Annotated in this window: 22 protein-coding genes and 2 tRNA genes; 16 read left to right on the forward strand and 8 right to left on the reverse strand. The window is 34.3% G+C overall.

The genetic code is table 11. The features are described from left to right. Positions 1 to 33 precede the first annotated feature (33 nt). From HS848_RS02315 to HS848_RS02360, 10 genes are read left to right on the forward strand one after another with little or no spacing between them, the layout of a single operon-like run. Positions 34 to 5,832, forward strand: coding sequence for a peptidoglycan DD-metalloendopeptidase family protein (locus HS848_RS02315; RefSeq protein WP_198611116.1), 5,799 nt, complete (start codon positions 34 to 36; stop codon positions 5,830 to 5,832). Further along, the gene (locus HS848_RS02320) at positions 5,832 to 6,665 is read left to right on the forward strand and encodes a phage tail domain-containing protein (protein WP_198611117.1); all 834 of its coding nucleotides are present in this window, start codon (positions 5,832 to 5,834) and stop codon (positions 6,663 to 6,665) included. The genes HS848_RS02315 and HS848_RS02320 overlap by 1 nt, the downstream gene beginning before the upstream one ends. A 15-nt stretch (positions 6,666 to 6,680) precedes the next feature. Next, positions 6,681 to 8,945, forward strand: coding sequence for an SGNH/GDSL hydrolase family protein (locus HS848_RS02325; protein WP_198611118.1), 2,265 nt, complete (start codon positions 6,681 to 6,683; stop codon positions 8,943 to 8,945). A gap of 31 nt (positions 8,946 to 8,976) precedes the next feature. Further along, positions 8,977 to 10,989, forward strand: a complete 2,013-nt coding sequence (locus HS848_RS02330) for a phage tail protein (protein WP_232806056.1) — start codon at positions 8,977 to 8,979, stop codon at positions 10,987 to 10,989. Between the two features lie 9 nt (positions 10,990 to 10,998). Continuing rightward, positions 10,999 to 11,250, forward strand: a complete 252-nt coding sequence (locus HS848_RS02335; protein WP_198611119.1) for a hypothetical protein — start codon at positions 10,999 to 11,001, stop codon at positions 11,248 to 11,250. Beyond that, on the forward strand, positions 11,228 to 11,413 hold the full coding sequence (locus tag HS848_RS02340) for a hypothetical protein (RefSeq protein WP_198611120.1): 186 nt from the start codon (positions 11,228 to 11,230) through the stop codon (positions 11,411 to 11,413). The genes HS848_RS02335 and HS848_RS02340 overlap by 23 nt, the downstream gene beginning before the upstream one ends. Before the next feature lie 53 nt (positions 11,414 to 11,466). Further along, entirely contained in the window at positions 11,467 to 11,883 is a 417-nt protein-coding gene (locus tag HS848_RS02345) for a hypothetical protein (RefSeq protein WP_198611121.1), read from the forward strand. Beyond that, positions 11,873 to 12,271, forward strand: coding sequence for a hypothetical protein (locus HS848_RS02350; protein WP_198611122.1), 399 nt, complete (start codon positions 11,873 to 11,875; stop codon positions 12,269 to 12,271). The genes HS848_RS02345 and HS848_RS02350 overlap by 11 nt, the downstream gene beginning before the upstream one ends. A gap of 44 nt (positions 12,272 to 12,315) precedes the next feature. Next, positions 12,316 to 12,615 carry a hypothetical protein gene (locus HS848_RS02355; RefSeq protein ID WP_048681864.1) on the forward strand — a complete coding sequence of 100 codons (300 nt, stop codon included), beginning with the start codon at positions 12,316 to 12,318 and terminating at the stop codon, positions 12,613 to 12,615. Beyond that, entirely contained in the window at positions 12,615 to 14,336 is a 1,722-nt protein-coding gene (locus HS848_RS02360) for a peptidoglycan recognition protein family protein (protein ID WP_198611123.1), read from the forward strand. The genes HS848_RS02355 and HS848_RS02360 overlap by 1 nt, the downstream gene beginning before the upstream one ends. Before the next feature lie 744 nt (positions 14,337 to 15,080). Here the strand turns inward: HS848_RS02360 and HS848_RS02365 are convergent. From HS848_RS02365 to HS848_RS02375, 3 genes are all read right to left on the reverse strand, one after another. Continuing rightward, positions 15,081 to 15,169, reverse strand: a tRNA-Ser gene (locus HS848_RS02365). A 3-nt stretch (positions 15,170 to 15,172) separates the two neighbouring features. Beyond that, positions 15,173 to 15,247: transfer RNA gene (locus tag HS848_RS02370), tRNA-Asn, on the reverse strand. A 152-nt stretch (positions 15,248 to 15,399) separates the two neighbouring features. Beyond that, a complete protein-coding gene (locus tag HS848_RS02375) occupies positions 15,400 to 15,984 on the reverse strand; it encodes a competence protein ComK (protein WP_232806057.1) in 585 nt (194 codons plus the stop codon). A 216-nt stretch (positions 15,985 to 16,200) separates the two neighbouring features. Here HS848_RS02375 and HS848_RS02380 point away from each other — a divergent pair, with 216 nt between their 5' ends. Beyond that, positions 16,201 to 16,419 carry an IDEAL domain-containing protein gene (locus tag HS848_RS02380; RefSeq protein WP_107506878.1) on the forward strand — a complete coding sequence of 73 codons (219 nt, stop codon included), beginning with the start codon at positions 16,201 to 16,203 and terminating at the stop codon, positions 16,417 to 16,419. 73 nt (positions 16,420 to 16,492) lie between these two features. On the opposite strand, the gene HS848_RS12815 is transcribed toward HS848_RS02380, so the two are convergent. Continuing rightward, positions 16,493 to 16,594 carry an SAR1012 family small protein gene (locus HS848_RS12815; RefSeq protein ID WP_252866595.1) on the reverse strand — a complete coding sequence of 34 codons (102 nt, stop codon included), beginning with the start codon at positions 16,592 to 16,594 and terminating at the stop codon, positions 16,493 to 16,495. Between the two features lie 113 nt (positions 16,595 to 16,707). Next, a complete protein-coding gene (locus tag HS848_RS02385) occupies positions 16,708 to 16,929 on the reverse strand; it encodes a TM2 domain-containing protein (RefSeq protein ID WP_198611124.1) in 222 nt (73 codons plus the stop codon). Between the two features lie 139 nt (positions 16,930 to 17,068). Between HS848_RS02385 and HS848_RS02390 the strand changes: the two genes are divergently transcribed. After that, on the forward strand, positions 17,069 to 17,626 hold the full coding sequence (locus HS848_RS02390) for a GNAT family N-acetyltransferase (protein ID WP_198611125.1): 558 nt from the start codon (positions 17,069 to 17,071) through the stop codon (positions 17,624 to 17,626). Between the two features lie 76 nt (positions 17,627 to 17,702). Here HS848_RS02390 and HS848_RS02395 read toward each other — a convergent pair whose 3' ends face one another. After that, on the reverse strand, positions 17,703 to 18,641 hold the full coding sequence (locus HS848_RS02395; protein WP_107506875.1) for a 1,4-dihydroxy-2-naphthoate polyprenyltransferase: 939 nt from the start codon (positions 18,639 to 18,641) through the stop codon (positions 17,703 to 17,705). Positions 18,642 to 18,819: 178 nt separating this feature from the next. Here HS848_RS02395 and HS848_RS02400 point away from each other — a divergent pair, with 178 nt between their 5' ends. Genes HS848_RS02400 through menB form a run of 4 tightly spaced genes read left to right on the forward strand, consistent with a single transcriptional unit; the run spans position 18,820 to position 23,448 of the window. Further along, positions 18,820 to 20,187: an isochorismate synthase gene (locus HS848_RS02400; protein WP_198611126.1), complete on the forward strand. Its 1,368-nt coding sequence runs from the start codon at positions 18,820 to 18,822 to the stop codon at positions 20,185 to 20,187. After that, positions 20,177 to 21,847, forward strand: coding sequence for a 2-succinyl-5-enolpyruvyl-6-hydroxy-3-cyclohexene-1-carboxylic-acid synthase (gene menD / locus HS848_RS02405; RefSeq protein WP_198611127.1), 1,671 nt, complete (start codon positions 20,177 to 20,179; stop codon positions 21,845 to 21,847). The genes HS848_RS02400 and menD overlap by 11 nt, the downstream gene beginning before the upstream one ends. Further along, complete coding sequence (menH, locus tag HS848_RS02410) at positions 21,834 to 22,637, forward strand: 2-succinyl-6-hydroxy-2,4-cyclohexadiene-1-carboxylate synthase (RefSeq protein ID WP_198611128.1); 804 nt, start codon at positions 21,834 to 21,836, stop codon at positions 22,635 to 22,637. Before menD ends, menH begins: the two co-directional genes overlap by 14 nt. Next, positions 22,630 to 23,448 (forward strand): 1,4-dihydroxy-2-naphthoyl-CoA synthase, encoded by an 819-nt coding sequence (gene menB / locus HS848_RS02415; RefSeq protein WP_198611129.1) that lies wholly within the window; start codon positions 22,630 to 22,632, stop codon positions 23,446 to 23,448. The genes menH and menB overlap by 8 nt, the downstream gene beginning before the upstream one ends. Positions 23,449 to 23,545: 97 nt before the next feature. Here the strand turns inward: menB and HS848_RS02420 are convergent, their stop codons facing one another. After that, positions 23,546 to 24,709, reverse strand: coding sequence for an aminotransferase class I/II-fold pyridoxal phosphate-dependent enzyme (locus HS848_RS02420; protein ID WP_198611130.1), 1,164 nt, complete (start codon positions 24,707 to 24,709; stop codon positions 23,546 to 23,548). Between the two features lie 183 nt (positions 24,710 to 24,892). Next, on the reverse strand, positions 24,893 to 25,900 hold the full coding sequence (locus tag HS848_RS02425; RefSeq protein ID WP_198611131.1) for an acyltransferase family protein: 1,008 nt from the start codon (positions 25,898 to 25,900) through the stop codon (positions 24,893 to 24,895). Between the last annotated feature and the right edge of the window lie 77 nt (positions 25,901 to 25,977).

Raw genomic sequence — 25,977 nt, forward strand, 5'->3', positions numbered from 1 at the left:
TTTTTTATTTCTGAAAGAAAGGAGAGTGAGCAAATGGCAGATGAAATCAAGGGCTTTAGTATTAGTTTAGGCCTAGATACATCAGATATTGATCGTGGTATGGCCAATTTAAAGCGTAAGTTACAAACTACTGATGCAGAAATGAAAAAGAACTTATCAAGTTTTGATAGAGCCGAAAAATCAGTTGAGAAATACGAAACAGAAATTGAAGGTTTAAACAAAACACTGACACAACAAGGTAGAGCAAGTGAACAAGCACAGAAGAAGTTAGACCAACTCAAACGTGCACAAGAAACCATGTCAGATAAGTTAGAAGAATCGGCACGTAATGCGCAAAAAGCTAAAAAGAACTATGAAGGCTTAGCCAGTACGTATGACAAGATGAACAATGAATTGAAAGAGCATAAAGCTAACGTTAAATTGGCACAAGAATCGCAAAAGCAGATGCAAAATACTGTGACTGCTTTAAGCGCTAAAATGAAAAATGCTAAAAGTTCTGTTAATAGTTTGCAATCTGAATTCAATGAATTAAGTAAATCTGGTAAAGCAAGTAAACAAGAGCTAACGGCATTAGGTAATCAACTTACTAAAGCTAAAACAGAATATGCGAATTTATCCAAATCAGTAGACAGCGCTAAACGTGATTTAAACGAATCTAAAGTAGCTACGTCTAATGCTAAAAATGAATTACAAAAATTTAGCGATGCCAATAAAGAAGCAATGACAAGTGCTAAAAGTGCAATGGATGTAGCTAAAAAAGAAGCTAACGATGCAGAACGTTCTTATGCAAGCCTTAATCGTGAAGTTGCACAATTACCATCTAAATTAGATAAAGCAGAAAAAGAAGTTTATGAGCAAGCAACGGCTTATAACGTTTTACAAAATCGTATCGACGAAACAACGGATGAGCTAAAAGAGTATGAACGTGAGCAAAGAAAAGCAGCAGGCCTTAGCGGTATGTTTGCACGTATGGGAACGGCTTGGGAAGATACGCAACGTAAGATTGATAAAATCGGCGATAGCTTCAGAAATGTAGGTTACGTAGTTAACGGTATAGGTTTTGGTGGGCTTACGGCTAACATTACTTCAATCATACCAATTGCAGGAAGTGCCGTTAGTGCCATTGCAGGTATTGGTGGTGCCGCAACTGCTGCAGCAGGTGGCGCAATCGGATTAGGTGGCGCTTATGGTACTGCATTAGCCGGCATCATGGCGTTTAGTAGCCAAGCGACAACTGCTTTGAAAATGCTAGAAGATGGTCAATTGAAGATTACGTCAGAGGTTAAAAACTATCAAAATGCTTTAAGTGGCTTACAAAACCAATGGAAAGATTTAGTTAGAGCTAACCAAGCAGCTATTTTCAACACAATGACTAACGGCATTAATATAGCAAGATATGCCCTAACACAATTGATTCCTTTCATTACTAAAATCACTAACCAAATTGCACAAGCTTCTGCAAAAATGCGTGATTGGGTTAAGTCATCTGAAAATGCCAACAACGCATTCAAATTGATTAATAATATTGGCCCGCCGATATTCCAAAATATACTCAATTCTGCAATGAAAGTGGGCGACGGTATTACCCACATATTCACTCAATTTGGTCCATTATTCGCATGGACAGGTAAAGGTTTAGAAAGTTTAGCAAATAAATTCAATGCGTGGGCAAATAGCACAAGTACAGATAAAGGCATCGCTCAATTTATGCAATACACTAAAACGAATTTACCAATCGTTGGTCAAATCTTTGGGAATGTGTTTAGTGGAATTATAAGTTTATTTACCGCATTCAGTGGCCATTCTCAAAAAGTATTAGTAGGTATGCAAGGTGTAACACAATCCTTTAAAGAATGGGCTAACAACCTTAAAAATACAGAAGGGTTTAAAAACTTCTTAAAATATTTAGAAACAAATGGTCCAGTTGTATGGCAATTGCTTAAAAACATCGGCACTATTATTGTTGGCTTAGTTAAAGGTATGGCGCCAATTGGGGCAATCGTTTTAAGGATTACTACAGCTATTACAGGTTTTATAGCTAAAATAGTCAACGCACATCCTGCTATAGGTGGCTTTTTAGGTGTTTTAACTGCCGTAGGTGGTACGTTAATGGCGTTAGTACCACAAATCGCACTTGCTAGAACTGCCTTTGCAGGTTTAGGTATTGGTACTGCGATTATGAAAGGTTTAGGTGCTGCCGCTACTTTTATGTTAGGACCTTGGGGACTAGTAATAGGCGCGATAGTTGGTATTGGTACAGCGTTAGTAGTCGCTTATAAAAAGTCAGAGACGTTTAGAAATATTGTTAATGGTACAGTTAATATTGTTAAAAACAGTTTTTTAGGCTTATGGAACGTTGTTAAACAATTTGTTGCAGGAATAAAAGCTGTATTTAGTAATGATACTGGCAAAGGCTTAAATATATTTAAAAAAATATTACCAGATGAAGCTGCAAAACAATTTACTTCTACTTTATTAATGATACGTGGCGCTTATAATCAATTTGTTAGCTTTATTAAAACCATTTCAATCACTGTAGGCGCGTTCTTTAAAGCGTTTTGGAAAGAACACGGTGCAAGCATAGTTAACGCTTTTAAAGTAATAAAAGTAGGCGTAACTGTTATTTTGACTACATTGTATAACAATATTATCAAACCAATTCTAACGGGTATTAAAAACTTCTTCTCAATTATATTTGGTGGTATAAAACAGATTGTTATTAATGCTTTTACAGGTTTACGTATGATTGTACAAGGTGGCCTAAATGTTATTAGAGGTGTAATAACAATCTTTAAAGGTCTCTTTACTGGCGACTTTTCTCTAATGTGGCAAGGTATAAAACAAGTGTTTAGAGGTGCTTTAACCCTCATATTAGGTATCTTAAGAAGTACACTTGGCAATATGCTTATTATTGTAAAAACGGTGGGACAATTAATCTTAAATTCTTTCCGCACCATTTGGACAATTATTAAAAACGTTGTAGTAGGTATCGTCACGGCTTTGGTGTCTAAAGTTAAAGGCCTAATAACTGGATTAAAAATAGCAATTACCGTAATTTGGAATAATATTAAAACTATTTCAATAGTTGTTTGGGATGCAATAAAAAATGGTATCCTTGCTATTATTCGTTCTTTAATCGCAATTTCTAAAGCAATTATCAGCGGTTTAAAAATATTTATTACAAGTGTTTGGAACGTTATAAAAACAGTATCTATCACCACATGGAACGCAATAAAAAATAGCGTTTTAAATGCGGTTCGTTTATTAAGTTCTGGCGTTCGTAAAATCATTTCAACATTAAAAAGTTGGATAGTTAGTGCGTGGACGTTTATTAAAAATAAAGTCATAGCTTTAGCTAGAAGTTTATACAATGGTGTGAAAAATGCTTTCAATAGTTTAGGAAATGCGACTAGAAAATTATTTACAAATCTTAAAAATTGGGTCGTAAGTCTTTGGACAACACTCAAGAATAAAGTCGTGAATTTAGCTAGAAGTTTATATAATGGCGTAAAAAGATTATTTAGTAGTTTATGGAATTTTACTAAGTCGTTATTCTCTAAAATGAGAAATTGGTTAGTCAATACTTGGCAATCAATCCGTAATAAAGTAGTTAATTTAGCTAAATCTTTATGGAACGGCGTACGTAACACCTGGAATAATTTAAAATCAGGCACACATAACATTATGTCCAAAGTGTCTAGTAGCTTAAAAAACACTTGGAAGAGTATTAAAAATTCTGTTGTTAACACAGTCCAAACTTTATGGAGTAAAGTCAAAGGTACATTTACCAACATGCGTGATGGTTTGAAAAATATTATTGGCAAAATCAAAGGACATATTAACGGCATGGTTAATTCTGTTAAAAAAGGTCTGAATAAATTAATTGACGGCGTCAACTGGGTAGCAGGTAAATTATCTATGGATAAGTTACCTAAAATCAAACTACACACAGGTACTGAAAGCACGCATACTCAAAATTACGTTACGAACGGTAAAATTAATCAATCTACCTTAGCTACTGTAGGAGATAAAGGTAAGGGTAATGGACCTGGTGGCTTCCGACACGAAACGGTAATACCACCAAAAGGCAAACCATTCATCACACCTGCCAAAGATACAACAATGCCATTAGCCAAAGGTACGCGTATTTTAAATGGTGCTCAAACACACGCAATGCTAAACCGACCTCAATTTAATATGGGCACTTTACCAAGATTCGCAGATGGAACAGGTTTTAACTTACTTGGTGGAGGAAAAAAACCTAAAAACCATAAAAAAGGTGACGACCTTGTAGGCGACGTAATTGGTAATGTTAAAAAGACGGCAGGAAATGTTGGAAGGAAAGCAAGTGCGATTACTGGTCAAGTTGTTAAAGGTGGAAAAGCAATTGTAGATAAAACACTTGAAACAGCAGGTAAAGGTAAGGATTGGCTTAAAAAATCAGTTGGCGATGTATTAGATTACATCGAAAATCCTAAAAAGTTACTTGATAAGGTACTTCAAGGTTTTGGTGTGAATATGGACGCATTCGGTATTAGTAAAGCAGCTGAATTACCATATAACATGATGACTGGCATGTTCAAAAAACTTAAAAGTGCGGCAGTTAAAAAAATTGGCGAATGGTTAGAAGAAAATGGTGGCGGTGATGGTGGCTATATTGATTTATCTAAAGGAATTAACTTTGGATTTGCAAGAACAGCTGCAGAAGCAGCCGCTCAAGGATATCCATTTCCACGTGCACATCACGGTTTAGACATTAACTATAAGCATGACAAAGTTTATTCAACAATGTCAGGTACTGCGAGAACTTTTAGAGGTTGGAGCGGTGGTTTTGGTAATCATGTAGAAGTTACAAACGGTAACATGAAATCTATTTATGGTCATCTACACAAATTAGCATTTTCAGGTACTAAAAAAGTTCATCCAGGGACTTACTTAGGTATTTCAGGAGGAGACCCTGGAGAAGATGGTGCAGGCGCAGGTAGCTCTACAGGACTTCACTTGCACTATGAAATGCAAAAAAATGGAGTAGCATTTGACCCAACATCATGGTTAAAAAAACATAATGGTGGCGGTAAATCAGGAGGAAAACAAGCACCTAGTAAATGGCGTTCTACTATTGAAAGAGCCGCTAAAAAAATGAAAGTAAATCCGTCAAATGCGCAAATTAATGGTATCATCGCTCAAATTCAACGTGAAAGTGGTGGAGATGCTGGAATTACACAGGGTAATATTGGAGACATTAACAACTTACGAGGCACACCTGCACAAGGGTTACTTCAATATGTACCTAGCACATTTAGAAGTTATGCAGTAAAAGGACATAACAATATAAAAAGTGGTTACGACCAGTTACTCGCATTCTTTAACAACTCTAACTGGGCGAACGACATTCAATACGGTCGTTCTGGTTGGGGACCTCGTGGCTCACGACGTTTTGCTACAGGCGGATTAATCAAATCTGCAGGTTGGTATAACATTGCAGAAGGCGGCTATCCGGAATGGGTTATTCCAACAGACCCTAACCGCCGTACAGACGCTATGAAGTTACTTGCACTTGCTGCAAAAGATATTCAAGGTAAAAAAGCTAATGGCAATAAACGACCTAATAACTTCAGTAATGTAAAAACTTCAACATCACAACAAGATAATGGCAAGTTAGAACAAAAATTAGATGCATTAATCGGCTTGATGTCAAAACTTGTACAAAGTAATGACACAATTGCTAATAAAGACTTTAATGTTGATTTAGATGGACAAGCTATTCAACGTAACGTTAATAGACAACAAAAATTAGAAGCCATGACTAAATTGATGGGAGGTGCAACTTAATGGGCTTCACCTTATTCAATCCGAATATGAATAAACTTTATTATCCAGATGGCGTTAAGCCACTGGATTTTTTAGTTACTAGTATTTCAAAAGAACGATATTCAAACACAAGAGAAGGTAAACCGGGTAGCGTAGATTATGGTTTTGATTATAGAGAAAGAGAAGTTACCTTATCATTTTGGTTAAGACATTTCCACGCAGAACATGATTACTTACTTTTAAGAGATGAGCTATATGGCTTTTTAGACAGCTATGATTATTTGTATGTTGTAAATGATGAGCTTTCTACTCGTATGTTAAAAATTACTGTCGATGAAAGCTTTACACCAAATAGAATTTTAGGAAGTATGTACGCTCAAGTAGAAATCAAAGCAACAATTATAGGACATCCGTTCTTTATGACCACATATACAACGCAACAAATCGAACAATACGGTATAGAGGCGTTACAAAATAAATTCGGTTTAGCTGATGGTGTTAATCTTGATTATCCTAATTATTCATTCAAGTCGAATAATTTTTCAGTTTGGAATGGAGGCAATGTGTGGATAGATTACCGAAATATGGACTTAAAAATTACTATAAAAAATTTAAAAACAGATGGTAATTTTCAAATTCAAAATTTAACCACACAAGAAACGTTTATTTATAAAGAGGCCATTAATGGCCAAGATTTAACCTTAAATGGTCCATTAATTTATGTAGGTTCTAATAATATGTTGAGAAATACAAACCGACAATTTATTAAATTAGGTCCTAATAAAAACGATTTCAAAGTCATCAATGGGACGTATGACAGTATTGATTTTGATTATAGATATCATTTTAAATAAAAAGGGAGTGTAGTAATGGGAAGAAGAGTTATAGACCCTTTATGGAACAGAAGTAACTTACTTGATTTAAATAAGAACTTTGAAGAGTTATACGTTCATATAAATGAGATTAGTGGAATGGCTCTAAGTATGGCGAATGAAGGTAAGTTAACAGAAAAACAATTCCAAGATTTACAAGTTGTATTAAACGGCTTAGTAAAAAAAGGCGATTTAACAGTAGAAGACATCAATTATAATCTTGGTAAAATCGGTTTAGAACAATTAAGTGATGAAGTTATTCAAGCTATGGCAGGAACAACTAATGTTAATACAGTCGTTAGTGATGGTTCAGTATTCACTCCTAAGTTGGCTAGTAATTCAGTAACAACCGAAAAATCTGACTTTATTAAAACTGGAAAAAACATTTTTAGAGCAAATGAAGTATTAAAAGGCTATGCTGTTAGTAATACAACAGGAGAAGTCAACGCAACTCAATATTTTGTTACAAGTACATTTGAACCGATAGAACCTAATACAGATTATGTTCAAAACTATGCTGAGGTTTTAGCTTTTTATGATATTAATAAAAAGTATATTAGCGGTTTAGCTAAAGCAACTGACCCTAAGCAAGCAAGAACTTTTAAAACGCCAAGTAATGCGTATTATCTGAAAACATCTACCCTTATCGAAGGGGCAGGAACGTACAATTATAAAAGTTATCAAATTGAGAGAGGCACAACGCCAACGGCATTTGAGGACTACTACCGTTACATTGAATATTTGCGCCCTAATCTATCTGAAGGTTCTGTTGATAATAAAAAGCTAGCTAATAAAGCAGTAACACTAGATAAACTAGCATTCACTGAAGCGTCTCAAAATATATTTAACAAAGATACGGCTACAAAAGGGTACTATATTAACCCTACAACTGGCGAATTAAGTGCTAATGCTTCGTATTATGCTAGTGATTTTATTAATGTCAGTGGCTTAACACAAATCACTAAAACAAATTCGCTTAATCTATATGCGTTTTATGATGAAAACAAAAAATTCATCGATACAACGGCGTCAAATGTTGCAACAATATCAGTACCAAGTAATGCTACTTATTTCAGATTTTCAATTTCATATCTAAATATTGATACAGCTATGTTATGTGAAGGCTCAAAATTACCTGCAGAATACGTACCCTATCGTTTATTTATTCCAAAAGAATATATTGAACAATCAGATAATAGCGATGATCTAGTGCCTGATAGTTATGGTAATCAATTCTTAAAAACGTATGTTGCAGACTTCAGTAAAGCAATGAATAGTGATTACAACGGTCGTGCAGAGATAGCTTTTATTGGCGATAGTTGGGTAGCTGGTGGCGTTCAAAAACAAGGTGAACGCTTAACACGTCCTATGAGAGAACGCATGTTAAAGCATTATGCAGACGGTGGTATTGGTTTTGTTGGTTTTGCAAATAGTCACGTTGGTAATGGCGAGGTTGCAGTTACATTAAACGGCACATGGCAACACTACGATGAGGGGCTAGGCAATATCGCTCAATCTAAAGGGCTTGATAGTGCTATGTTAGAAAGTTCTACTGCAGGCGATAGTATTAAAGTGCAATTTTATGAGGACTTAGACTTTTATGAAATACACACATTAAATACAGGCACATGGCGATACAACATTGACGGTGGTGATTGGGTAACCGTAGACGCAACGCAACAAGAAGTGACACCTATGACATTAAGCTTAGGTAAGCATACAATCAATATTGAAATCGTCAGTGATAAAGTAACGTTTATTGGTTCATATGCCTACAAAGGTAACAAAGGTGTCGTTGTTCATAAAATAGGTAATAGTGGATTGCGTGGTGGTCACATGACTTCAACAGACCGTGATAATTATATAAAACAATTAAAACGCTGCCGTGCTAACACATTTGGTATTTTATTAGGGACAAATGAAATGGCTCAAAATATTCCAGTTTCTACTTATATCAATGACTTAAAAGAAATTGTATCACGCATTAGAGAGGCTAAGCCTTTAGCTAGTATCTTTTTAATTGCCCCTAGTGGTAATAAATATGACGGAAAACAATTGCATACAATTGAAGATTATAGTAATGCACAATTAAGTGTAGCTAAAGATTTAAATTTAGGATACGTTAGTTTGTTTAGAAATTTAGGCGATTACGCAATAACTAATGCTAATGGTTTAATGTATACCGACGGTGTACATCCTAATAAAGATGGTGGCTATGCAATTAGTAATTTAGTGTATAGCAGATTATTAAGGTTAGCTTAACGGCTAGCCTTTTTATATTGGAGGTGAGGCTTTGCTATATATACGTGATTTAGATGGTAATGAGTATATTATGGAAGGCGAAGTAAAGCACGAACAAGAAATCAACGGCGATGAACGTATTGATGTGGAAATTGAATATACTGACGTTAATGCTCATTTTATGAATAAGCATGATGACTTAAAGATGTGGATTATAGGTTTTGAGGCAAAAGAATACCGCATTTTAACTTCATCAATGCAGGGCTATGGTGATAAATACAAAATAAGTGTTACGGCCATACTCTATATGCTTGATTGGTTAAACTCTAATCGTATTTATACCAAATTAGACGGTAGCTATACTGTAACAAATGCTTTAAATTTAGTATTTAATGATTCGCCTTTCACTTATCATGTTTCGACCAATTCCTATTCTGAACAATTTGAAGGACTAGGTGCAGGGGAAACACGTTTAGAGATGCTTAAAAAATTTATTGAACGTTATGAATATGAGATTACTATTGAAGGTAATGTGATGTATTTCCAAAAACTCATAGGGAATGACACAAACTTTCAATATGAACATAAAGTGAATGCGACAGAAATTAGTGTTGAAACGGATGCAGCCGAACTATACACCTATATTGAAGGTTATGGTAACTATTCCGATGACGAAGAAGGTGATGAGGACGTAACCAAAAAAGCCAAATTAAAGCCTGGCACAATGGAAAACAACCCTTATATCTCACCAATTGAAAAAGTTATTAAGCATAGACGCCAAGCACCACCTATATTTGACGGACGTATTACTAAACCTGAAACCATGTTGAAAAACATGAAAAAAGTTGTTGATGATAGTTTAAACGTGTCATTTACGGCTAACCTTAATGACTTAGCTTATCAGGGTTATAAGTACACACATGCTAAATTAGGCGACCGTATATTCTTAGTAGATAAACGAATAGGTTTAGATATTGAAATCAGAGTTATAAAAATCGAAAGAACGTATGATCAACAATATCATTTGACTGATATTCAAATTACATTTGGTAGTAAAAACATGGCAGAGATGTACAGTTCAGCCTTTAATACTGCCGTATCAAATATCAATGATGTTATGGTTGGTAAAAAACAGATACCTTTTGCAGCGTTAGGTATAGAAACACAATCAATGGTAAACAAAATTCAACAAACATCATCTGAACTTAACTTTGATACAAACGGTATACATGCCATAGATAAAAATAACGCAAATAACATTGTCACTTTGAATAGTAGCGGTATGTATCTATCCACAGACGGAGGCCGTACAGGTAAAACAGCTATTACAGCTGAAGGTATTACTGCAAGTGCAATTACAACAGGCGAAATGGTTGCAAACCGTATACGTGGTGGCACATTAGAGGCTTTAAACGGTTGGTCACTTTGGGATTTAAACGAAGGCTCACAATATTACTATGGCAATTCATTAATCCGTTTTTATTCTATGTATAATCAAATTGTACAAAGTACCGAAGGCGGTACATTTTCAGGTGGTGCAAGTTTTGAAACGTTTACTAACAATAGTAACCAAGAAGGTATACTTGCCTACTTTGGTACAAGTGAAGGTGGTTTTTTAAATCCGAGAAGAAACGAATTTGCCGGTTTAACAGTTAATAGTGACCGACGTACCATGATTACAGGCGATAAAATAGGTTTTTCAAATGGCCGATTAACGAATACCGAAAACTTACCTGTTTGGACAATCGACGGTGTGCATACGCCGGATAAATCTGAACAATATTTTTATGGTTTTAACACGCCTAGACATAATTATCACTTAGGCAAAATTGACAGTCCATTTCAAAGTTTATATGTTCGTCAAATCGGTAACCAAAACGCAGCAGTCGAAGATTTATATGCAGTAAATATGATGACTAACAAAATAAACAAATTTGAAATCAAAGAATTTGGTGGTGCACCTACATTGATGTTTGGAGCTACAGGCATACAGTTTAATGGAGATAAAGGTATTAATGTTATCAACTCACAAGGTGTGCAACTATCGCAACTTTGGAAACCGTAGGAGGTAAATATGGAAACAAAATACATCGTTACTCAAACCAATTTAACAAATAGCTACGTTTTAGGTGTATACGTTGATAGTACAGGTTCGATTTATATGGTAGATGTCGATAAATCCTTTCGATTTAGCAACTTAGACACTGCTAATGAGATTAAAAATACGTTAGAAAAAGTTAACAATGCAATTAATAAAGATTTTAATTATAAAATTGTAAAAGAAACTAGGGAGGACGTTGAAAATGAACCAACAAACATCGAATAAAGAGAAATCATTATTTATTCAAATCAATGATCTAATCGCATCATCTGTTGAACTACGAACACTTGTGCTAGATTATCAAGAAGAAAATCAAAAATTAATAGAGGAACTTGAAAAATATAAAGAGGATAATGCGAAATTAGAAAAGCAATTAAAAGATGAATAAGCCATAGCCAGTGGAGGTTATGGCTTTTAAATTTGAGTAAAGTAGGTGAGGAAATGAACACTCAAGACATAGGAGAAAAAATAGCGTTTGCTATGGTTTCAGGTTATGCTATTTTTGCATTTGTACGAGGTTTATTCTTTTTTGTAGAAGATGATAACGTTTTAAGAGATTCTGAATTTTATACAGTTTTAGATAACGCTATGTCTATATGGATGTGGGGATTAATTCTTATGGTATTTAGCGTCATTTTATTTGTAGGCGCTTGGTTAATACCACTTGAAAAACATCAACAATATTGCAAAGTTTTTCTTGTTACTGGTGGGACAGGCGTTTGTATTATTTACTTTTTAATGACTAGTGCTAGTATGTTCAATGCTATCAACTGGCTCACTTGGGCGCAGTTTGCAGTATTAACTGCAAAGAGTGGAGCTATCGCTATCATTGGAGGAATGATGAAGCATGATAGATGAAAGTAAATTCCTTAAAAAACACGAATTTGAATCAGCTAAAAATAAAATTTATGAACGTATAAATGATAACGATAGAAAACATACTGAAGCCATTAATAAACTAGAAAAAACGGTAGATAGACAAACCTCACTTCAAGAACGTTCGTTTGAGTCACAAGAACGTTCTGAAAAACATTTAGAAAAATTGAGTGGAACAATGGAGCGTTTAGGTGGAGAATTCGTTGATATTAAATATAAAGTAAAAACGCATGACGAAGCGTTAGCTAGCGTTAAAGAAACAATATCTGAAAAGCAAAAAGGAAATGCAGCAATAACTGGTTATATCATTTCAGGAATATTCGCAGTTATAGTTGCAGCAATAGGGTTTGCACAAGTATTTTTCACATAAGTCGACTTCGGTCGGCTTTTTATTATTAAAGAAGAGGTGTTTAGATGGAAAGTATTATCGCATTCGCAACAGTAATTTCAGTTATTACTATTGCATTGACACAATTAGTTAAACAAGCTGGCGTACCTAAAAACATTGTACCTTTAATTGCCATTGGTATTGGTATCGTTTTAGGTGGTATTACAGCATTTATTCCAGAAATCGTTACTGAATTATCAATTGGTGGTCGATTGCTTGCTGGTTTGATTAGTGGGCTAATGGCGACTGGCATTTGGGAAACAGTTCGACCACGTACAGGTTCAACTAAAGATAAAAATAATAAAATTGGTGGAGGTCGTGCATAATGGCAGAAAAATGGAATGGTGTCCCAGTTAAATATGATTTTTTACCGATTGGAACACGTAGAAGTGGGCAACCTTTAACAAGTAAGAAACCTTTATTTGCAGTAGCACATGACACAGGGAATCCAGAAACCACTGCACAAACAAATGTTAATTATTATAAAAACACATACATGATTGATTGGTCATTAGTAGCAAGCGCCCATATGTTTGTTGATGATAAAGAATGTATTGTTTGTATTCCAGTTACTGAGAAAGCATGGCATGTATTGTATAACACGCCAACCGACAATCAATGGTACAATGCTGATGCAAATGATGTAGCGTTTGGTGTGGAAGCAAGTTATTTCCCTAGTAGCCAATCACGTTCCCGTAAGTCACTAGATAATATGGCACGTGTATTAGCTTACTTATGTAATTATTGGGATATCGACTACAAAACAGAAGTGCCAGGTCATCAAGATATTCAAAATGACAAAATCGACCCCGGCAATTTATTAGAAGCATGTGGTTATTCACGCAATGTTAAAAACCTTGATAAGCAAATAGCAAAATATATTAATGGGGTACAAGAAGAAACAAGCGAGAAACCCAGTGAAAAGTTATCAGAAAAAACAAAAGAAAAAGTAACATCATCTCCACAAAGTGTTGTTAAGTATAAAGAAGCGATTGAATATATGCACAGTCTGAAAGGTCAGTTTGTAGACTTTGATAATATGTATGCTTATCAATGCGCAGATTTAAGTGTAGACTTCATATATCACGTTACCGGTGGAGTTAGATTTTATGGTAATGCCAAAGAATTGCATACTTTAAATGCTATGCCAAAAGGTTGGAAAGTAGTTAAAAATACAAGAAATTATGTTCCTCCTATTTGCGCTATTGCAGTGTATACTGAGGGTATTTATAGAGAATGGGGGCATACAGGCTTAGTTTGGGACAATTCGGGTGGTACAAATACATTCACAATCTTAGAACAAAACTATGACGGAAATGCCAATACACCAGCTAAATTGCGTGAAGATGATTATACAGGCTTAACCCACTTCATTGTTCCAGACTTTGCCGATGATAGCGTAGATTTAACAGATATTAAAGAAGTTAAAACAGCGAGACGTAAATCAAATGGATCATTGACTATTAATGCAACACCTCCTAAAAAACTCACATGGAGTAACCAACCATACTTCAAAGCCGTTGCAGATAATGCTGGCGTGAGTATTTGTAGACCAAATCATAACAATGTCATGGTGGTTACAAACGAAACATATAAACCGGGCGATGTATTTTATGTTTATGAAATTCGTGATGGTTGGGCTAGAGTATACAGTGCTAGCAATAACGGTTTTGTATGGTATGAACGTCTTATCGTTAAAGATATTTATAAAACTTCAGGTGGAAGTAAATTAGCGAATAAACCGAATAAACAAATAGTTAACCAAAAAAACAAACTAGATAGCACTAATGGATTAAAAGTTGGTAGCATTCCACCTAAAAGTATGAAGAAATCATCTAAGGCTAGATTTAGAGCTAGAACAGATCACTACGGCGCTACATTAGTTAAATTCAAAGGTAAGGAATGGTATACAACAAACGATGTTTATAGAGCGGGTTATAGCCAATTTTATGTATTTGAAGTTAAAGACGGCTGGTGTCGGGTTTATTCTAAAAATAATAATGGTTATATTTGGCATGAACGTTTAAGAATTGCAGAAATATTTTAAAATGCTATAATCAAAATGGGTGATATACCTCCCATAGCTAAATAACGATTAGTTTGTATATTACAATCGCGTTCATATGAGCGCGATTATTTTTAAATATTGAACTGTTTCAATTTATTGTGCTATAATTATAAAAGCAACATAGGATTTTAAACGCGATTTTATATCGCTTTCGCTATGTTTAGAATAATGTTGTGTGTTCTCTCTCTATTGAATACTTTGAATAATATTTATAAAATGCTTATTAAGAGATTTGGCGTTGAATAAATATTAGAAATAACCATATTTATTTTGATATGGTTATTTTTTGTGTTATAATATTGCTACATGTTGCTTCAAATAATATTTTTCATTTCATACCTTTTATATGTATAACCACCTACACATGTCACTGGGTGGTTTAGTTTTAAGGTTATTAGTATAGCGTAGAGCTAAATAAAGAAGTGGAAAATAACTCACTCAACCCTTTTCAATTTTCACTAATAATCTATCTATCTCTAAAAGTGTAGCCTAAGCGGCTACTCTTTTTTTACATAAAATAGCAAAAAAAACAAAACTCTCTATCCTTAGAGCGCCAAGGCTTAAGAACATAAAACCGACAACAAAACCGACAACATTAAGAAATTTAAACAAGTTGTCGACTTCGTTGTCGGCTTTAATTTAAAAGTATTTAAAACTATTAAAAGAAAAACCCCGTGTTAACGGGGTTTTATTAGCTATTTAAAGTTATTTTATGGGGATATACGGAAACGGAGGGATTCGAACCCTCGCGCCGCTCTCGCGACCTACACCCTTAGCAGGGGCGCCTCTTCAGCCAACTTGAGTACGTTTCCATATGGCTCCGCAGGTAGGATTCGAACCTACGACCGATCGGTTAACAGCCGATAGCTCTACCACTGAGCTACTGCGGATTAATATGATTTTTATATGATTTCTCTAATGAGCACAAATATTATTATATCAATAAACTTAAAATTTGCAAGGGATTATTTTCAAAAAATATACGGAATATTTACACTATATTAATATAAAAATCCCGTATATTTTAAAATTAAACATAAAACTATCTATCTTGTAATAGGGAATAGTGTGAAAGTGCTTCGAAAATATTTAGTGTAGATTTTTCATAGTCGATAGGCATTTCTGGATTATTAGATTTCATACGCGCATGTTTATCCACCATGTAATAGTAATAAATACAATTTGAGTATTGATGCCATAAACTATGATATGAAACGTTGAGGGTTAAAGTTTGTTCATTAGCGAAAATAATTTTACTTTTTCGATTTTTAAGAGGCTTTACTTCTAAAACGTAATGCATGTTAATCCACATGTTTTCTTCTAAGCGATCCGAATGGGTAGGAAAGAAATAAGTAGGGAACAAAGGAGTTAGCAGGATTGGGGGTTTACTTGTGATACCTGCAATTCGTTGTGTTTCTGATTTCTTGCTAATATAGTTGTTTCCATAAAATTTACAAGACCGTTCTATGATTTTCTGGGTTTTAAAGGGGCTAGTTTCGATTGATGTGTCATATTTCATGATTTTAGTTCCATTAGGTTGACCATAATCATCAAGTATAGGTTTAATTACCATATCCCCCTTACGAATAATATAAACTGTATTCTTTGGAGAAGAATTTATTTCCATAGAGTTCCTCCTATGTTTAATTATTTATTATTAGTAAATATGTATTGTCTGTAACTAATAATATGTAATTATTATATAAAAATATTATGTATTGTCAAGCGTTTCTTAATAAATAATATTACACTTATTTCTAATAAAAAGTCAGAATATTCGATTGATTAAAAAAATAAAAACTTGTATACTATCAATAAATAAATAAGAAAGGCAGTGATTGTAATGCATTACAATACCAACGTCAAACACACGACGCTAGAAGATTTTGTAACAACGGTTAATGATCTTGGAGTTGAGCTAGTAATTGATGAGGCCCTTCGGCAAGCACGTAAAAAACAACTTATTGAATTAATTGATGAAACATTAGTTAATAAGAATGAAACAGATTTTATCAATTATACGAATGAATATAAAAATTTGGAGGCATTTCTAAATGAGTAAATCAGGATCCTGTAGTTCATTATAAAAGGTCTATTCACTACTTAAAGTTAGCGAATAGACCTTTTTAATTTTATTATTTTTTACCGCCTTTTGATCTTCCTTCTATCTTATCACGAATCCATTTTACTAAATAACCAGTGATAAGCGTTCTTAAGACGCGTTTAACGATATTCATATTTTCTTGCTCCTTTACTTAATGGTTATTAAATTCTACCCGATTCACATACAGTTAAAGATAAATTTTAAAAAATATTAAGAAGAAACTCTTAATTTTAACAAAAATACGTTTTATATATCTTTTTTAGACAACTTAATGTAGCCGTATTGATCTGCTTTTGTTGTAAATATAATTAAAATTCCATGAATAATTGAAATGATGCTAGGAATAGCAGTCCAAAAGAACACTAAATGGAGCACGCCTTGCCATACTTTATCAGCATAGAATTTGTGAATACCAACGCCACCTAAGAAAATAGCACATAGCACATATAACGTTTTGTTTACCTTCATAATCACGATGCCTCCTTAAATCCACATTTTAATCATTTTCGGATAAAAAGCAAATCATCTAAATTTACAATTAATTTAATAATATTTGGAAGTTTTATATAATGTAATTAAATGACAATTGAAAAGGGGATGAAGGTATATGATACGTAAGGCGAGACCAAGCGATAATAAACAAATTGCGGAATTGTGTTATATAATTTGGCAAGATATGGAGCTCGATATTATTAATCATATTACTAAAGAACGAGTACTTCACGCTTTAGAAGAAAGCATCGTCAACATTAATTATCGTACAAATTATCAGAATGTGTGGGTGTATGAACAAGAAGGGCAAGTTGCAGGTTGTATTATCGCATATGATGGGGCACAAGAAATGATGTTAGAGGGTTCTTGGCAAGAATTGGCGCTTGAAGAAGATATAAAAAGCTTGGGGACGCCGTTACCTTTAAAAGAAGCCCATGACGATGAGTGGTACATCGAAAGCGTTGCTACATTTCCCGAATTTAGGGGGCAAGGCATTGCTACGCAACTATTTGAATACCTCATCCACAGTTATCCAAATTATAAATGGAGTTTAAGTTGTGACTATGATAATCCTAAAGCACGAAAACTTTATGAACGTTTAGGATTTAAATGGACAGAAGATATCAATTTGTATGGGCATAATTATTTACATATGGTTTATATGCCAGATTAACGAGTTAAATAAAAAAATCCAACATTAAACTGTTTTAAAACAGTCATGTTGGATAGTATAAGTCGATATTCTAGCTTTAAACATTGCCTAGTAACGCACTAATATAAATACCTAAAGCGTATAATAAGCCGAATACTGTATTCATTTTACCTGTAGCGGCCATAGCCGGCATCATGCTAGCAGGCGTATCGTTCTTTTTGAAACGACGAATCGCTTTTACTGGCATAGGGAATGATAATAATACTAATAAGTAAAATAGTGAGCCACCTGGGACGAATAAAGCTATAAAGATAACGATGGCATAAGCGAGAATGTACATCGCTGCCATAAACATAATTGAAGCACGTTTACCTAATAAGATAGGTAAAGTTTTACGTCCACTTGCTTTATCTTTAACGCGGTCACGAATATTATTTGCCATATTAATAAGACCAATTGTAATAACGATAGGAACACTAATCCAAACTACAAGCACGTTTATATTGCCAGTTTGAATAAAGAAAGCAAGCAAAATAATAACCATACCCATAAATAGACCTGAGAATAATTCACCAAATGGTGTCCATGAAATAGGCATAGGTCCACCAGTGTATAAGTAACCAATAGCCATACATACAAGGCCTACTGGAATAATCCAGAATGAACTATGTGCAGCTAAATAGATACCGAGTAAAGCGGCAATGACATAAAACGCTATTGCTAGATTCATGACAAGTTTAGGGCTCATACCATTTCTGACGATAGCGCCACCGATACCAACGGAAGTGTGGTCGTCTAAACCTTTTTTAAAGTCATAATATTCATTGAACATATTCGTTGCAGCTTGAATTAAAAGACATGCAATTAACATTGCTAATAGTAAGCTAAATTTAATGTTATTTTGACTTCCTAATAAAAAAAGTTTAGCAGTTGCTGTACCCACTAATACGGGTACAACTGCAGCAGTTAGTGTATGAGGTCGCATTAAGTGCCAATATTTTCTAACAGTAGAATATTGTTGATATTGATCTGCCATAATTAATCTACCTCTTATAATATAAAGTTTTAACATATGTATTTTAAAGGAATAGGTTATAAAGGTCAAACTACGTGAAATATTTCATAATTTGATTAAGCAATTATGCCACTATAAATAAGTAAAAATGATACAATATTGTAATGAGTAAAAATAGATAATGAAAGAAGTGAAATGAATGGCTGCGAATTTAAAAGAAGGCGAAATTATTGAATCTATATATGAAAGTATTAAAAGTTGGGTCTCTGTTGAAGTAGTATTAGATAAAACATTGACGCCCGATGCGTTGTTTCATTTAACAGAAGACCAAGCTGGAGATCGTTTTTATTTTCGTTTAAATGATAATACGTCTTCGTTTTTCGGCTATCATGCTGTTCAAAAATTTAAAAATAATTTTGAGAATAAACAATCAATCTTTCGTGAGTGGGAAAAGTTTAAAAACGAAGTTGAGTTAATCCATCTTGAAACTAAAAAACATCATCTAAAAGTGATTGGCGGCTTCCAATTCTCAAGTCATAAATCAGATGATGAATGGCGTGAATTTGGCATTAATCACTTCGTTGTACCGGAAGTGTTAATCTCTTCAATTGACAATCAAACATTATTAACATATACAGTTGAACGAGCAAGTTTTGATATGGACCATTTTAAAGATGTTATTGCATATTTTGAAAATGCTGCCATAGATGGCTCTAATCATGAAGAAACACTGGGAAACATTACCCGTATGGAAGATATTTATAAAGATGAATGGAAAGAACTCGTTGGTAATGCGATTGAACAACTTGATGAAAATAAGAAAATTGTACTTGCTCGACGTCGAATGATTAAGTTCGATAAGCCTATTAACATTCCGTATGTATTAAATCGAGCACTTCAAAATGAAAAAAACAGTTATCTCTTTATATTGGAGTCTAACGGGTCAGTCTTCTTCTCACAAACGCCTGAGCAATTGATAAAAGTAGAAGATGGCGTATTGTCGACAAAGGCTGTAGCAGGAACTATTAAACGTTCGCACAACGAGGAAGAAGACCAAAAAAATATCGAAGCATTCTTACAAGATAAAAAGAATTTAGGAGAACATGATTTTGTGGTTCGCAGTATATTACATGATATTGAGCCGTATATTGAAGATGTAGACTATAATCAAACACCTAATATTCTTAAAAATGATCACTTGTACCATTTATATACTAAAATTCAAGGTAAACTAAAAAGTAACTCGTATATTGGATTAATAGATCAAATGCATCCAACGCCTGCATTAGGTGGCTATCCAAAAGAAGAAGCGGTTAAATTTATCGAAGAAAATGAGTTTGGCACACGTGGTCTTTACGGTGCACCTGTAGGATATATTGACATGAACGATGATTGTGAATTTATTGTAGCGATTCGCTCTATGCTAATCAAACAGAATCAAACGACCCTTTTCGCAGGATGCGGTATTGTTAAAGATTCTGATCCAGAGAGCGAAGTTGCTGAAACAGCAGTTAAATTCTCGCCAATGATGAACGCATTAGGAGTAGTGGATAAGAATGAATCATAATGAAGCATTAACTAAACAAGTCTATACGTTCGCTTCAGAACTTTATGCATATGGAGTGCGCGAAGTAGTAATCAGCCCAGGGTCACGTTCGACTCCGCTAGCCATTGCTTTTGAAGCACACCCTAACATTACAACTTGGATTCATCCAGATGAACGTAGCGCCGCGTTCTTTGCTTTAGGCTTAATAAAAGGAAGCAATAGACCGGTAGCGATATTATGTACATCAGGTACGGCGGCAGCGAACTATACACCTGCGATTGCCGAAAGCCAAATTAGTCGAATCCCAATGATTGTATTAACGAGTGATCGTCCTCACGAGTTAAGAAGTGTAGGTGCCCCTCAAGCAATTAATCAAGTGAATATGTTTGAGAACTATGTTAAATTCCAATTCGATATGCCTGTAGCTGATGGCAGTGACCAAATGACAGAGGCTATTTATTATCAAATGCAAATTGCGAGTCAATATTTGTATGGACCGCATCGTGGGCCTATTCATTTCAACTTACCGTTTAGAGAACCGTTGACACCAGACCTTGAAAAAGTAGAATGGCTTACGTCTTATCACAAAACGTTGCCACACTATCAAAAAAACATTAATACCCAAGATATTAGCGCCATTTTAAAACAGAAAAAAGGGCTTATTATCGTAGGGGATATGCAACATCAAGCAGTGGATCAAATTCTAACTTATGCAACCATTCATGATTTACCAATCTTGGCTGATCCTTTAAGTCAACTACGCAAATATAATCATCCAAATGTAATCACAACTTACGATTTATATTATCGTGCCGGCTTAGAGTTAGATGTTGATTTTATTATCCGTGTTGGTAAACCGGTTATTTCTAAAAAGTTGAACCAATGGCTTAAACGTACTAATGCATTTCAAATTCTTGTACAAAATAATGATAAGATTGATGTCTTTCCAACGCCACCAAGTATTTCCTACGAAATATCAGCAAATGACTTCTTCAGAAATTTAATTGAAGAGCCAGCAATTAAGCGTAAAGATTGGTTAGAAACGTGGCAAACATTAGAAACACAAGCACGCACTATCATCTCTAAACACATGTCACAAGCGACAGATGAAGCGGCTTATGTAAACTTATTAATTGATAAATTATCTAGTGAAGATGCTATATTTGTCAGCAATAGTATGCCTATTCGTGATATCGATAACTTACTTTTGGATAAAGAAATTGAAGTGTATGCTAACCGTGGCGCAAATGGAATTGATGGCGTAGTATCTACGGCAATTGGCATGGCAGTGCATAAAAATATTACCTTATTGATTGGTGATTTAGCGTTTTATCATGATATGAACGGTTTATTGATGGCGAAATTAAATGATATCCATTTAAATATTGTGTTGCTAAATAATGATGGTGGGGGAATCTTCTCTTATCTTCCTCAAAAATCATCAGCTGATGCTTACTTTGAAAGATTATTTGGTACGCCAACTGGTTTAAATTTTGAATATACAGCATTACTTTATGATTTTACATTTAAACGTTTTAATACTGTAACAGACTTTGCGCATGAAAAATTATCACATATGAGTTCACATATTTATGAAATAATAACTGATCGTGATGATAATTTGGAACAACATCAAATTTTATATAAGAAATTGAGTGGGATATTAAATGTTACATTATAATTTTCATCAATCTAATCAAGATACAACACAACTTTTAATATTATTACATGGCTTTATTAGTGATAGTCGTACGTATAATAATCACCTTGAAGCATTGTTAAAAGAAACCAATGTCTTAACGATTGATTTACCTGGACATGGGCAAGATACTACTTCAATGGACGTTACATGGGATTTCCCATTTTTAACTAAAGAAATAGATGAGGTGTTAGCGCTTTATAAAGACTATCAATTGAATCTATTAGGCTATTCAATGGGTGGACGTGTAGCATTATACTATGCATTACATGGTAAATATAAGTTACAACATCTTATATTAGAAAGTACATCTCCAGGTATTGAGAAGGAAGAAGACCGCATGGAGCGCCAACAAGTTGATGCTGCAAGAGGTAAGGTGTTAGACATCGCAGGTCTTGAAATATTCGTAAATGATTGGGAAAAGCTCCCATTATTTTATACACAATATGATTTAGATAAAGACAAGAAGAAAGCGATACGTGAGATGCGGATGTCTCAACAGCCACACAAATTAGCTAAGGCATTGCGTGAGTATGGAACGGGCCATATGCCTTCTTTATGGAATGAGATTCATGACATTCAGCTACCTTGCCTCATTTTAGTGGGAGAATTAGATAAGAAATTTGTTAAAACAGCTCAGGCTATGGCTAAAGACATAAGTAATAGCCACGTGCACATCTTCTCTGAAGTTGGTCATACAATTCATGTGGAAGATGAAGCGGAATTTGATACAATAGTAATAGGTTTTTTAAAGGAGGAGCAAAATGACTAGACAGTGGGAAACACTTAGAGAATATGATGAAATTAAATATGAATACTTCGAAGGAATTGCAAAAGTAACAATCAACCGTCCAGAGGTGCGTAATGCGTTTACACCTAAGACAGTTGCTGAAATGATTGATGCATTTGGTCGTGCACGCGATGATCAAAATGTTTCAGTGATTATTTTAACAGGTGAAGGCGACAAAGCATTTTGTTCAGGCGGCGACCAAAAGAAACGTGGCCATGGCGGTTATGTAGGCGAAGACCAAATTCCTCGTTTGAATGTATTAGATTTACAACGTTTAATCCGTGTTATACCTAAACCAGTGATTGCAATGGTTAGAGGTTATGCTATCGGTGGCGGAAACGTATTAAATGTAGTATGTGATTTAACAATTGCAGCTGATAATGCTATCTTTGGTCAAACAGGCCCTAAAGTAGGTTCATTCGATGCTGGTTATGGTTCAGGCTACTTAGCAAGAATCGTTGGACACAAAAAAGCACGTGAAATATGGTACTTATGTCGTCAATACAATGCACAAGAAGCATTAGACATGGGCTTAGTCAATACTGTAGTACCTTTAGATCAAATTGAAGATGAAACAGTTAAATGGTGTCAAGATATCATGAAACATTCTCCAACAGCTTTACGTTTCTTAAAAGCTGCGATGAATGCTGATACTGACGGCTTAGCTGGTTTACAACAAATGGCTGGGGACGCTACATTACTTTACTATACAACAGATGAAGCTAAAGAAGGACGCGACGCATTTAAAGAAAAACGCGATCCAGACTTCGATCAATTCCCTAAATTCCCATAAGTAATCAATTAACATAAATAAAGACACTTGAGCTAGAGGTATCAATCACTAAAGAGTGAGACATATACTTTCTTTCAAGTGTCTTTTTTCTTATATTTTATAAACGATAATTTTCTTTTAAAAATTGTTCTAAACGACGCATACCTTCTTTTAAAACATCCATGTCATAGGCGTAGGAAATACGTACATATCCTTTACCAATATCCGTAAATGAAGAGCCTGGCACGATAGCCACATGTGCTTCTTCAAGGAGTTTGACGCAAAAGGCATAATCTTCTTCCGTATACTTTTTAATACTTGGGAAAATATAAAAAGCACCTTCAGGTTGAGCTTCTAATTCAAAACCTAATTCTAATAATTTATCTTTTAAATAATTGCGACGTTCAATATAAGCTTCATTCATATATTGTGGCGCATTTAATCCTTCAGTTAAAGCAGTAATACAAGCGATTTGGGCAGGAACATTAGCACAAATACAATTGTAGGCGTGCATGAATGTTAATTTTTCAATTAAATATTCTGGGCCAATGAGGAAACCAATGCGGATACCTGTAGCCGAATGTGATTTACTCAAGCCACCAATTAATAATAATTGGTCACGTATTTCTTGATATTCTGCAAATGATGTATGTTGACCTTTAAATGTGTTTTCAGCATAAATTTCATCGCTAATAATAAAGATTTCTCTGTCTTTTAACTCATTAACTAGTGCCTCTACTTCTTCGCGGTCTAGAATGACACCCGTAGGATTGGTAGGGTAGTTAAGTAAGATAGCTTTCGTCTTAGTTGTAATGTGTTGAGCTATTAACTCTGGCGTCACTTTGAAATTAGAGTTTGTAGTATCTATATAAATAGGCTGGCCACCTAATGTTTCAATTAAAGGGATATACCCTGCATAGATAGGCCCTGGGATTAAAATTTCATCACCTGGCTCAATGATACTACGCAAAGAGGTGTCTAGTGCTTCACTTGCACCATTAGTCACAATAATTTCTTCTTCGCTATAGTAGAAACCATATTTATTTTTGAAATACTGGCTAATAGCTTGGCGTGTTTCAGGCAAGCCTTTATTATGAGAATAACTTGTTTTATCTTCTTGAATAGCATGAATATAAGCATTTTTAACTACATCAGGCATCGGAAAGTCGGGCTGACCAATAGTTAAATTGACACAATCTTCAATATGCTTCATTTTATTTGAAAATTGCCGAATACTCGGCGCTCTTAAAAATTTCGAATTAGAATTTAATGATAATTTCATATTTACACCTCAATCAATACCCAAGCCTAAATAAAGTGAGATAAGGAGGTTGTTAAACGGTATTTCATGATATAAATAATTTGTGCCTTATCTCATGTTCAGACTTATTTTTTAGAATATTCTTATAATAACACACTTTTACTTAAGATAAATGGGTATCTTTTTTGGTGGAAAATTTAAAAATTAACGTCTAAACTCAGATGGTTTCTTAAGATTAATAATTGGATTAGTCCATTTACAAACAAAATTAGTTGAAAGAAGATAAACAATTACAGCTGAGATAATAATTAAATATATATACGTCAGTACTGAAATGGTATCTTTAAATGGATAAATACCATGTCCTCTTACGAAACCTATAACTAAGCCATGTAATAGATAGACATACATTGTACGATTACCAATATAAGTATAGAAGCGCTTGTGATTGCTCATTAAAGCAAGAAATGCAAACATTCCCATTAATATCACCACATAGAGTAATAAACGTTTCAATGGGCTATAAACATCTTCATTGTTATGATTAAGCGATGTATACGGGCTACTACCTAGTAACCAGTCGGAGTTAATTGGATGAATGTAATAGCCGATAAAGAAAGCCACGAATATTAACACCGAAATAATACTCATTTTCTTATTACGCAAAATAAGCGTATGCGATTTCGTCGTTAAATAACCTAGATAAAAAATAGGGAAGAATACAATAGTTCGAGAAATACTTAAGTATCCGTCAATATTTTCAGAAAAACCAGCTAAAACTGAAATGATAATAGCGATTGGTAAGACATAGTAAGGTTTATAACGACGAATAATGACTAATATGACATGGAATGAGAAAAGCGTTAATAAGAACCATAGCGCAAAAACTGGATTTAATGGGTCCATTTGTATTGCATCACTTTTTCCCGTCATAAAATAATATACTGAGAAAAAGGCATAAAAAATGGCATAAGGTGCGATTAATTTTTTCGCAACATTTTCCAAATAATGAGGTTTATCTAAGTGTTTCGCAAAGTAGCCCGAGATAAATAGGAATGTAGGCATATGAAAACTATAAATAACGAGATAAAGTGCTGACATATACTTACTTTCAGACGTGTAGGGCTGAATCATGTGACCAAACACGACTAAAAATATAAGTATTGCCCGTGCATTATCAAAAAAATAATCTCGCTTATTATCGATAATCATACAATTGTCTCCTTTGTTAAATATTAACAATATATAACTTAGTACATCTTTACTTAGTAATGCAACAAATTAGGGTA

The organism is Staphylococcus caledonicus, assembly GCF_016238465.1.
In the GTDB taxonomy this organism is placed as follows: Bacteria; Bacillota; Bacilli; order Staphylococcales; family Staphylococcaceae; genus Staphylococcus; species Staphylococcus caledonicus.